This is a genomic window from Micromonospora sp. NPDC052213 (genome assembly GCF_040679695.1).
Classification (GTDB): domain Bacteria; phylum Actinomycetota; class Actinomycetes; order Mycobacteriales; family Micromonosporaceae; genus Micromonospora.
The window spans coordinates 61011-70982 of record NZ_JBFAVI010000018.1; the positions used below are offsets into that span (position 1 = coordinate 61011).

General features: G+C 75.5%; 13 protein-coding genes. 10 read left to right on the forward strand and 3 right to left on the reverse strand.

From position 1 onward, the window contains the following. The first annotated feature begins 145 nt into the window (after window positions 1-145). On the forward strand, window positions 146-502 hold the full coding sequence (locus AB0L34_RS07485) for an STAS domain-containing protein (protein WP_092381119.1): 357 nt from the start codon (window positions 146-148) through the stop codon (window positions 500-502). Between the two features lie 10 nt (window positions 503-512). Here AB0L34_RS07485 and AB0L34_RS07490 read toward each other — a convergent pair whose 3' ends face one another. Further along, window positions 513-1667, reverse strand: coding sequence for an MFS transporter (locus tag AB0L34_RS07490; protein WP_363702770.1), 1155 nt, complete (start codon window positions 1665-1667; stop codon window positions 513-515). Between the two features lie 209 nt (window positions 1668-1876). Here AB0L34_RS07490 and AB0L34_RS07495 point away from each other — a divergent pair, with 209 nt between their 5' ends. From AB0L34_RS07495 to AB0L34_RS07510, 4 genes are all read left to right on the forward strand, one after another. Next, complete coding sequence (locus AB0L34_RS07495) at window positions 1877-2560, forward strand: FCD domain-containing protein (RefSeq protein WP_363702754.1); 684 nt, start codon at window positions 1877-1879, stop codon at window positions 2558-2560. 39 nt (window positions 2561-2599) lie between these two features. Beyond that, the gene (gene mscL / locus AB0L34_RS07500; RefSeq protein ID WP_363702756.1) at window positions 2600-3073 is read left to right on the forward strand and encodes a large conductance mechanosensitive channel protein MscL; all 474 of its coding nucleotides are present in this window, start codon (window positions 2600-2602) and stop codon (window positions 3071-3073) included. 82 nt (window positions 3074-3155) lie between these two features. After that, window positions 3156-3404 carry a hypothetical protein gene (locus AB0L34_RS07505; protein WP_350701995.1) on the forward strand — a complete coding sequence of 83 codons (249 nt, stop codon included), beginning with the start codon at window positions 3156-3158 and terminating at the stop codon, window positions 3402-3404. Between the two features lie 74 nt (window positions 3405-3478). Continuing rightward, window positions 3479-3850: a hypothetical protein gene (locus AB0L34_RS07510; protein ID WP_350701996.1), complete on the forward strand. Its 372-nt coding sequence runs from the start codon at window positions 3479-3481 to the stop codon at window positions 3848-3850. Between the two features lie 175 nt (window positions 3851-4025). Here the strand turns inward: AB0L34_RS07510 and AB0L34_RS07515 are convergent, their stop codons facing one another. Beyond that, window positions 4026-5324 carry a benzoate/H(+) symporter BenE family transporter gene (locus AB0L34_RS07515; RefSeq protein ID WP_363702759.1) on the reverse strand — a complete coding sequence of 433 codons (1299 nt, stop codon included), beginning with the start codon at window positions 5322-5324 and terminating at the stop codon, window positions 4026-4028. A gap of 147 nt (window positions 5325-5471) precedes the next feature. Here AB0L34_RS07515 and AB0L34_RS07520 point away from each other — a divergent pair, with 147 nt between their 5' ends. After that, a complete protein-coding gene (locus AB0L34_RS07520) occupies window positions 5472-5939 on the forward strand; it encodes a helix-turn-helix domain-containing protein (RefSeq protein ID WP_350679188.1) in 468 nt (155 codons plus the stop codon). Between the two features lie 120 nt (window positions 5940-6059). Here AB0L34_RS07520 and AB0L34_RS07525 read toward each other — a convergent pair whose 3' ends face one another. After that, window positions 6060-7172: an AAA family ATPase gene (locus tag AB0L34_RS07525; protein ID WP_363702761.1), complete on the reverse strand. Its 1113-nt coding sequence runs from the start codon at window positions 7170-7172 to the stop codon at window positions 6060-6062. 62 nt (window positions 7173-7234) lie between these two features. On the opposite strand from AB0L34_RS07525, the gene AB0L34_RS07530 reads away from it, so the two are divergent. The 4 genes from AB0L34_RS07530 (at window position 7235) to AB0L34_RS07545 (ending at window position 9881) form a co-directional block, all read left to right on the forward strand. After that, on the forward strand, window positions 7235-7954 hold the full coding sequence (locus AB0L34_RS07530; protein ID WP_357449522.1) for a PP2C family serine/threonine-protein phosphatase: 720 nt from the start codon (window positions 7235-7237) through the stop codon (window positions 7952-7954). Between the two features lie 84 nt (window positions 7955-8038). Beyond that, window positions 8039-8377 (forward strand): PadR family transcriptional regulator, encoded by a 339-nt coding sequence (locus tag AB0L34_RS07535; RefSeq protein WP_357449525.1) that lies wholly within the window; start codon window positions 8039-8041, stop codon window positions 8375-8377. Beyond that, on the forward strand, window positions 8374-9192 hold the full coding sequence (locus tag AB0L34_RS07540) for an ATP-binding cassette domain-containing protein (protein WP_357449528.1): 819 nt from the start codon (window positions 8374-8376) through the stop codon (window positions 9190-9192). The genes AB0L34_RS07535 and AB0L34_RS07540 overlap by 4 nt, the downstream gene beginning before the upstream one ends. Next, window positions 9189-9881 (forward strand): ABC transporter permease, encoded by a 693-nt coding sequence (locus AB0L34_RS07545; RefSeq protein WP_363702764.1) that lies wholly within the window; start codon window positions 9189-9191, stop codon window positions 9879-9881. Before AB0L34_RS07540 ends, AB0L34_RS07545 begins: the two co-directional genes overlap by 4 nt. Window positions 9882-9972: the final 91 nt, after the last annotated feature.

The following is a 9972-nucleotide window of genomic DNA, read 5'->3' on the forward strand; positions in this document are numbered from 1 at the left end:
TGGACCGGCGGACTCTACCATCGGAGGCCGGGTCGCTAGTTGCCGCACGGCAAGCGAATGACGGTGACCACCGGATACCGGTTCCCGTTCTGCGTACGACCCCGATCGTGGGATACCGTTTCCCCGATAACGGGAGGTCTGGCGAATGTCCTTGACGGTGCACACGGAACAGCGCGGCGACGTGGTCGTCGTGTCGGTCGCGGGCGAGTTGGACATGGCGACCGCACCGCAGTTGCAGGACCAGATCACCGACCTGCTCGACAAGGGCCGCAGCCGGCTCGTCTTCGACCTGGCGAACGTCTCGTTCTGCGACTCCACCGGGTTGTCGGTGTTCGTCCGCGCCAAGAACAGCTGCGACGAGGCCGGGGGCGTGGTGCGGCTGGCCGCCCCGCAGCGGGGGGTGCTCCGCATCCTCGAGGTGAGCGGCCTCGTCGAGGTGCTGCACACCTACCCGACGGTCGACCAGGCCGTGGCGGGCGACCCCACGCCGGCCTCCTCCTGACCTTTCCTCCTCACGCCTCGTCCTCGATGTGCCGGGGGCGGGCGATCACCAGGCCCGCGGCGGTCTGCACGGCCAGCGCCGTCAGCAGGAACCCGATCGGGGCGGTCCATCCGCCGGTCGCCTCGTAGAGGATGCCGACCAGCAGCGGCCCCAGCGCGGCGATGAGGTAGCCGGTGCTCTGCGCGAAGGCCGACAGCGCGACGGTTCCCTCGGCGGTTCGGGCGCGCAGGCCGATCACCGTCAGGATCAACGGGAACGCGCCCTGCCCGATCGCCAGCAGGGCCACCCAGAGCAGCGCCGCGCCGTGCGGGGCCAGGGCGAGCCCCAGGTAGGCCAGGGTCGACGCGGCGGTCAGCGAGAGCACCAGCGGGCGCAGCGTCCGCAGCCGGCCGGCCAGCGTCGGCATCAGCAGGGCGATGGGCACGCCGAGCGCGGTCACCCCGGCGAGCAACAGCCCGGCCGTCTCCGGGTGGTAGCCGGCGTCCCGGAACAACTGGGCCAGCCAGCCCATGATCGCGTACCCGCTGAGCGACTGCGCGCCGAAGTAGACCGCCATCGCCCAGCCGAGCCGGGTGCGGCCGGGCCGGATCCGGGTGCGGGGCGCGACGGCCTCCGTCGGGGTGGCCCGCCGCGCGGCGGCCCGCGCCCGCAGCGCCAGCGGCACCCACGGGAGCACGGCCACCGCGGCCAGCCCGGCCCAGACCCCGAGCCCGACCCGCCAGGAGCCGAAGGCGTGCGCCACCGGCACCGCCGACGCGGCGGCCACCGTCGTGCCCAGGGTCAGCGCCATCGTGTACGCCCCGGTGACGAGCCCGGTGCGGTGCGGGAAGTGCTGCTTGACCAGCATCGGCAGCAGGATGTTCGCCACCGCGATGCCGGCCAGCGCCAGCGCGCTGGTGAGCACGAAGACCAGGGCGGAGTCGGTGACCACGCGCAGCACCTGACCGGCGGCGAGCGCGAGCATCGCGACCACCAGCACCCGGGCCGGGGCGAACCGGCGGACCAGCCACGGGGTGAGCGCGCCGAGCCCCGCGAAGGCGATGGTGGGCAGGGTGGTGACGAGGCCGGCCATCGCCCCGGAGAGCCCCAGGCCGTCCCGCACCTCGTCGAGCAGCGCCCCGAGGCTGGTCACGGCGGCCCGCAGGTTCACCGCGACCAGCAGCATCCCGACCAGAACCAGCACGCCCCCGTTGGCCGGGTGCACGGGCCGGCCCGGCGTCGCCCGCTCCACGGCGGGGGCGACGGGCACGCCGTCCGGCGCCGGGATCGGATCGGCGGTGGAGGCGGAGACGCCGGCGGTGGCGGTGGGTGGTGGCGGGGTCATACCGTTGAACCTACAATCATGGGATGAATTCCGGGCAGGAGTTGTAACCAGTGCCACCGTCGGTTGATTCCGCCACCGCGCCGCCCCGTGGGCACCGCGTTCGGCAGACCATCGCGCAGCTCAGGGAGCGGATCCTCGGCGGCGAGTGGCCGGTGGGCGGCCGGATCCCCACCGAGCCGCAACTGGTCGCGGCGCTCGGCGTGGGGCGGAACACGGTCCGCGAGGCCGTGCGGGCGCTGGTGCACGCCGGGGTGCTGGAGTGCCGGCAGGGCTCCGGGACGTACGTGGTGTCGACCGACGAACTGGCCCCGGTGGTGGCCCGCCGGCTCACCGTCGACCGGGCGGCCGAGGTCGTCGAGGTGCGGCACGCCTTCGAGGTGGAGGCGGCCCGGCTCGCCGCGCTGCGGCGTACGCCCGAGGATTTGGCCGCGCTCGACGACGCGCTCGCCGTACGCGAGGCGGCCTGGCTCGGCGGCCGGGTCGACGAGTTCGTGGAGGCCGACGCCGCGCTGCACACCGCCGTGGTGGCGGCCGCGCACAACGGCATGCTCGCCGAGCTGTACGCCTCGGTCGGCGCCGCGCTGCGCAGCACGATCACCCAGTCGATGGGCGGCGCGCTGGAGCCGGAGCGCTACGTCGACCACTCCCGGCTGGTCGAGGCGATCCGCGCCGGCGACCCGGGCCGGGCGGCGATCGAGGCCGGCGCTTTTCTGGAGCCGCCACCCGGGGCATAGGTTGTGCCGGACGGAAGACCGGACACCTCGGGAGTACGGATGCTCAAGGGCTTCAAAGACTTCATCATGCGCGGAAACGTCGTCGACCTCGCGGTCGGCGTCGTCATCGGCGCCGCGTTCACGGCGGTGGTCACGCAGCTCACCAACTCGTTCCTCAAGCCGCTGATCGCGTTGATCACGCTCGTGGTCACGGGTCGTGAGGGCGGCCTTCAGGGCGCGGCGTGGAAGGTCCGGGGTGTCGAGTTCGACTGGATCAGCTTCATCAACGCGATCATCACCTTCGCGCTCACCGCGGCGGCGCTCTACTTCCTGGTCGTCTACCCGATGAACAGGCTGGCCGAGCGGCGCAAGCGGGGCGAGGAGCCGCCGCCGAAGGCGCCGAGCGAGGAGGTCAGGCTGCTCACCGAGATCCGGGACGCCCTGGTCGCCGCCGGCCGCACCACCCCCGGGCAGCAGCGCGGCGCGCTCGACGACGTGCTCGGCCGCCGGCAGGAACCGCCCACTGCGCGCTGAATCCGGCACAGGCACATCGGCCCCTGCGGGAATCCCGCGGGGGCCGCGCTTTTTCGTACGCATGTTCGATAGAGTCCCCGCCATGGAGCAGCGGAAGCACTGGTGGAACGGGAAATGGGGCCGGCTGGCGCGACGGGACGTCTTCCTCCGGGTGGACGCCGACCGGTGGCACGTCGAGCAGCGCGCCGGCGGCTCCGAGGGCGTCTCCCAGTTCTACGAGTACGACAGCGTCGAGGAGGCCGAGGAGACGGTCCGGGCGCTGCTCCAGGGCACCGACAGCTGGCGCGAACTCTCCCCCCGGCCACCGAGCGCCTGGTCCCCCGAGCTGTGAGGAAGGCCGGGCGGGCGGGTACGGGGCGCGGCGCGGGCGGTTTAGCCGGAGCGGGGGCCGGGAACCGCGCCAGAATGAATCAGGGCACCGAGCAGCAGGCGATGGTTTCCCGGGTCACCACGGGCATGCGGGTGGTCGACGTCGACGGCACCGAGGTCGGCACGGTCGACCTCGTGCAGCGGGGCGACCCGAACGCGGTGACCGTGCAGGCGCCGACCGCCGATCCGGGCAGCAGCCTGGACGAGCTGATCGAGTCGACGGCGGTCGAGGAGCCGGACGTGCCGGCCGACCTGGCGGCCCGGCTGCTGCACAGCGGCTACCTGAAGGTCTCCACCGACCTGGCACGCACCGGCGCGGTCTACGTGCTCGCCGAGCAGATCGCCACCGTCGCCGACGGCCGGGTACGCCTCGACGTCCCCGCCGGCGCCCTCCCCCCGGAGGAGTGACGCCCGCGTGCCGGCCCGCCCGGACCGGTACGCCCGCACGCCGTCGAGCCGATGTCGTGGACGATCCAGCCCGACAGGGCGCGGAGGGTCGGTCGCCGCCGACCCGGGCGCAAAGGGTCGGTCGCCGCCGGCCCGGGCGCAAAGGGTCGGTCGCCGCCGACCCGGGCGCGGAGGGTCAGTCGCCGCCGACCCGGGCGCCGCGCGGCGACGCGGCGCCGGCGGGGGAGTCCGAGCCGACCGGAGCCGGCCGGAGCGACGCGGCCACCGGCTCGGGCGCGGTAGCCGGCTCGGGCGGGGCGGGCCGCGACGCGGCCGGCTCGTCGGAGCGGCGGCGGAAGAGCAGGAGCATCAGCCCGCCGGCGACCAGGCCCCAGAACGCGCCGCCCACGCCGAGCAGGGTCACCCCGGAGGCGGTGACCACGAACGTGACCACCGCGGCCTCCCGGGCGGTCGGCTCGGCCAGCGCCGAGGTGAGCGCGGTGGCCAGCGCGCCGAGCAGCGCCAGCCCGGCCACCGCCTCGATCAGCACCGGCGGGGCGAGCGCGATCAACGCGGTGGCCGCCCCGGCGCCCAGGCCGAGCAGGGCCAGTCCCGTGCCGGCGGTGACCGAGGCGATCCAGCGCCGGTCCGGGTCGGGGTGGGCGTCCGGGCCGGCGGCCAGCGCGGCGGTGATGGCCGCGAGGTTGACCGCGTGCCCGCCGGCGGGCGCGGCGGCCAGGCTGGTCAGCCCGGTCGCCCGGAGCGCGGCCCCGAACGGCGGCCGGTAGCCGTAGCCGACCAGCACCGCCATCCCGGGCACGTTCTGCGCGGCCATGGTGACCAGGAAGAGCGGCAGCGCCAGGCCGACCAGGGCGGGGACGCTCCAGGCCGGCGCGGTCAGCTCGACGGCGGGCAGCAGCCGCGCGCCGCCGAGGCCGGCGACCGGGGCGGTCAGCGCGATCGCCGCCACCGCCACGACCAGCGCGCCCGGCACCGCCCAGCGGCGCGCGAACCGGTGCAGCAGCAGCCAGGCCAGCACCACGGGCGCGGCCAGCCGGGGCACCTCGACCAGCGCGCGGACCGGGGCGGTGCACAGCGGCAGCAGGACGCCGGCCAGCATGGCGCCCGCGATCGGCCGGGGGATCGCCGCGACGGCCCGACCGAGTGCCGGGAACAGCCCGGCGGCCACGATCAGCACGCCCGAGACGAGGAACGCCCCGACGGCGACGGGCCACCCGCCGGGCACCGGGCCGGTGGCGACCAGCAGCGCCGCGCCCGGGGTGGACCAGGCGACGCTCATCGGGATCCGGTGCCGCAGGCCCAGCCAGACGGCGGAGACCCCGGACGCGACGCAGACCGCGAGCAGCCCGGAGGCGGCCTGCGCGTCGGTGGCGCCGACGGCCCGCAGGCCGGCCAGCACCACGGTGAACGAGCTGGCGAACCCCACCAGCGCGGTCACCACGCCCGCCAGCAACGGTTGCGTCCGTCCCGCCATCCCCCGCCCCGATCGTTCCGGTTACGGAACAAGAACCTGTAGCACGATAGCGGGGTGCCGCATCTCTCACCAGCCCGCCCACCGCACCCCGATCCGGGAGCCGACGCCGTCGGCCGCCGGGTACGCGCGCTGCGCGAGGAACGGGGCATGTCCCTGTCGACCCTCGCCCGGCTGGCCGGGGTGGGAAAGGCGACGCTCTCCGGGCTGGAGAACGGCACCCGCAACCCGACTCTGGAGACGCTCTACGCGATCACGGCGCAGCTCGGCGTGCCGCTGACGGCCGTGCTCTCGGGCCCGGCCGCCGGACCGACCGTCCGCGGCGCGGCGGTCACCGCCATCCTGCTGGAGGTCTTCGAGGACACCGACGCCACCTACGAGCTGTACCGGATGCTGGTCGCGCCCGGCCCGGAGCAGCTCTCCCCCGCGCACCAGCCGGGCGTCACCGAGCACGTCACCGTCTTCGCGGGCGTGCTGCGCGCCGGCCCGGTGGACGCGCCGCTGACGGCCGCCGCCGGCGAGCACCTGCGCTGGACGTCGGACGTGCCGCACGTGTACGCCGCCGTCGGCGACGAGGAGGTCGCCGCCAGCCTCCTGCTCCGCTATCCCCGCCGCTGACCCCGCACCACCGACGACGCCGGGGCGGCCGGCCGACGACGGGGTCGGGCGCGGCGGCTCAACGGTCCGGCCACGCGCGGTGGGGGCGGCCGGCCCGGCGGTCCGGTCGCGCGGGGCGGCTCAGCCGTCGACCGGCGTCGGCGCCGGCAACCGCCGCCGCACCGCCCAGATCGCCGCCTCCGTACGCGACGCCGACCCGGTCTTGCGCAGCAGGTTGGACACGTGCACGGTGACCGTCCGCACCGAGATGCCGAGCGCCCGCGCCGCCTGCTTGTTGGACATCCCGGCGACCAGGCAGCCCAGCACCTCGATCTCCCGCCCGGTCAGCTCGGCGTCGACCGGGTCGGCCGGCCGGGGCGCCACCGCCGCCGACCGCGCTGGCGCCGACCGGGCCGCCGTGGGCCGGGCCGCAGCCGCCGACGACCGGGCCGCCACCGTCGACCGGGCCGGCGGTGCCTGCGGCGGCGGGCGGAGCAACGCCTCGGGCCCCTGGCCGGCGTGCGCGGCGAGCAGTTCGGTCAGCGCGTACGGGTTGCCGCCGGTGCGCCGCCAGACCGCGCGCGCCAGGCGACCGGACGGGCGCGGTTCGGCGTACACCTGGGTCAGCACCTCGGCGACCTCGGCCGGGAGCAGCGGCCCGAGGTGTTGGCGGACGGCGCCCCGGACGCCGCAGAGCCGGGCCAGCGCGCGGACCGCGAGGTCCGGCGCGACCGCGTCGGCGGCGGGCCGGGTGGCCACCACCAGCAGCGCCGGCAGGTCGGCGGCGGTGGCCAGCTCGCCGACCAGGTTCAGGCTGGCCGGGTCGAGGGCGTGCAGGTCCTCCACCACCAGCACGGCCGGGCCGGCGCCGACCAACAGCCGGACGACCCGCACCGCGAGCCGGAGCAGGGTGCCCGGCGCGTAGCGCTCGCGCGGCGCGGTGGGCTGCTGGGCCAGCCAGGCCAGCGCGTCCGGCGGCAGGTCGAGCCCGCTCGTGTCCCGACCGGTGAGAACGGCGGCCAGCCAGTCGTACGGGGCGGGGCTGTGCACCCGGGCCGCGCCGGAGAGCACCACCGCCGGGCGCGGGGCGAAGGCGTCCAGGGCGGCCGCGACCAGCAGCGACTTGCCCACCCCGGCCTCACCGGTGATCACCGCGACGGCCGGCGCGGAGCGCCGGGAATCGACCACGGTGGACCACGCCCGGTCGAGCTCGGCCAGCTCACCGGCGCGCCCGACCATGGACACCGGCATCATTCCCACACCCTACGCAGTAGTGCGTAGAGACGGCGGCAGGGTGTTCTTGGCAAGCTTGACCCATGACGCTGATCCTCCGCTCGGCCATCCTCAACGACATCGGCCTGGTCCGCACCAACAACGAGGACTCCGCCCTCGCCGGTGACCGCCTCGTCGCGGTCGCGGACGGCATGGGCGGCCTGCCCGCGGGCGAGGTGGCGAGCGAGATCGTCATCCGCATCCTCGACGAGCTGAGCCCGCCGACCACCCCCGACGAGGCCGCCGACGCGCTGCGGGCCGTGGTGAGCACCGCCAACCGGCGCATCCACGCCGCCATCACCGTCGACCCGGCCCGTGACGGCATGGGTACGACGCTCACCGCCGCCCTGCTCGCCGGGGACGCGCTGGTGCTGGCCCAGGTCGGCGACTCCCGCTGCTACCTGCTGCGCGACGCCCAGCTCACCCAGCTCACCCGGGACGACACCTTCGTCCAGGCGCTGGTCGACCAGGGGGCGCTCTCGCCGGAGCAGGCACGCCACCACCCGCAGCGGTCGCTGGTGACCCGGGCGGTGCAGGGTGCGGACACGCCGCCCGCGATCGGGATGCTGACCGTGGCCGCCGGCGACCGGCTGCTGCTGTGCAGCGACGGCCTGTCCGACTACGTCGAGGACGCCACGATCGCCGCGGCGCTGAGCACGTACGCCGACCGCCAGCAGTGCGGCGAGCAGCTCGTCAAGCTCGCCCACCAGGCCGGCGCGCCGGACAACGTCACCGTCGTGGTCTCCGACGTCACCGCCGTCTGACGCGCCCCCGGTTCCCCGTGCGCGGGGAACCGTGCCGCCCGCTAGGTAGTTGCGCCATCTAGGTGGTGTCGCTATGTTGCCGGGATGGAATCCGACCGGCGCGGGCAGTGGCTGCGCGGGGTGCTCGACCTCTGCGTCCTGGCCCTGCTGCGGGAGGGCGAGTCCTACGGCTACCAGCTCGCGCACGCCCTCGACACCGCCGGCATCGGGCCCATCCAGGGCGGCACGCTCTATCCGGTGCTGCTGCGCCTGCAACGCACCGGCCTGGTCACCGCCGAGTGGCGGGAGGGCGCGTCCGGGCCCGCGCGCAAGTACTACCGGCTCACCGACAGCGGGTGGGCGGCGCTGCGCCAGGGCGGCAGCGCGTGGCTCGCGTTCGTCGCCCCGGTGAACGACATCGTCAGAAAGGGGGTCGACGGATGAACGCCGACGAGTGGCTGCGGGCGTTCGCGGCCGAGCTGGACCGACGCCGGGTCCGGGTGGACGCCGCCCGGCACGTGGTCGCCGAGGCCGCCACGCACCTGCGCGACAGCGGAGGCGACCCGTGGGTCGTCCTCGGCCGGCCGCAGGACTACGCCGCCGCGATCGTGGAGAGCATCGGCACCTCGCCCAACCCGCGTCCCGGCCCGGTCCGGCTGCACGCCCGGGCCATCACCAAGCGGTACGGGCGACGCACCGTGCTGCGCGACGCGTCGCTGACCGTCCGGGCGGGGCAGATCGCGGCCGTGGTCGGGGCGAACGGCTGCGGCAAGAGCACCTTCCTGCGCGTCTGCGCCGGGCTGGTCTCCCCCGACGCCGGGGACGTGACCGTCTCCGGCCGGCTCGGCTACTGCCCCCAGCAGGGCGGCACCGCCGACTTCCTGCTGCCGGACGAGCACTTCGTGCTGGTCGGTGCCGGCCGGGGCGTGGCCCGGGGGCCGGCCCGTCGCGCCGGCCGGGCGGCGGCCCACCAGCTCGGCTGGGACGCCGACCGCGACGTCCTCGCCCGGCACCTCTCCGGCGGCACCCGGCAGAAGCTGAACCTCACCATGTCCACCCTCGCCGAGCCGGACGTGCTGCTGCTCGACGAGCCCTACCAGGGCTTCGACCAGGGCACGTACGTCAACTTCTGGGACCAGCTCGCCCGGCTGCGCGACGAGGGGCGGGCGATCGTCGTGGTGACCCACCTGCTCAACCAGCTCGACCGGGTCGACCTCGTGCTCGACCTGACCCCGGCCACCCAGGGAGGGCGTCCGTGAACCGCCTCGTCACCGTCGCCGAGATGACCCTGCGGGAGCTGCTGCGCCGGCGGGGCGTGCTCCTGCTCCTGCTGCTGATGCCGTTGGCCTTCTGGCTGATCCGGCGCGACTCCTACATCGGACAGTCGGTGCGCTCGCTGCTGCTCGGCATCAGCTGGGCGGTCAGCACCGCCGCGCTCTTCGCCACCGGCGCGGCCCGCGAGCTGGAGCCCCGGCTGCGGCTGGCCGGCTACCGCCCGCACCACCTCTACCTGGGCCGGATGCTCGGCCTGTGGGTGGCGGGGCTCCTCATCTCCGTGCCGTTCTTCGTGCTCACCGTGGTCGACGCGCCCGACCTGCGGCACGGTGGGGTGGCCGTCGCGATGCTCTGCTGCGTGGGGGTGGCCGCGCCGTTCGGAATGCTGATCGGCGCCCTGCTCCCCCGCGAGCTGGAGGGGACGCTGCTGCTGCTCACCGTCGTGGCGGTGCAGATGCTGATCGACCCGGCCGGCACGGGCGCGAAGCTCACCCCGTTCTGGTCCAGCCGGGAGATCGCCACCTGGGCGGTGGACCACACGGACTCCGGCTACCTGACCCGGGGGTCGCTGCACGGGCTGGCCGTCACCGCGTTGCTGATCGTCACCGTGGCGGCCGTGTTCAGCGTCCGGCTGCGCCGCCGCCGGCACCTGCGCCACCTGCCGATCGCCTGACCGCCGCGGCGGTCACACCGGCTCAAGCGCGGCGTGGCCCGCCGGATCGTGGCCTTCCCGCGGCCCTACCGCCGCGACATCGTCGTCTTCC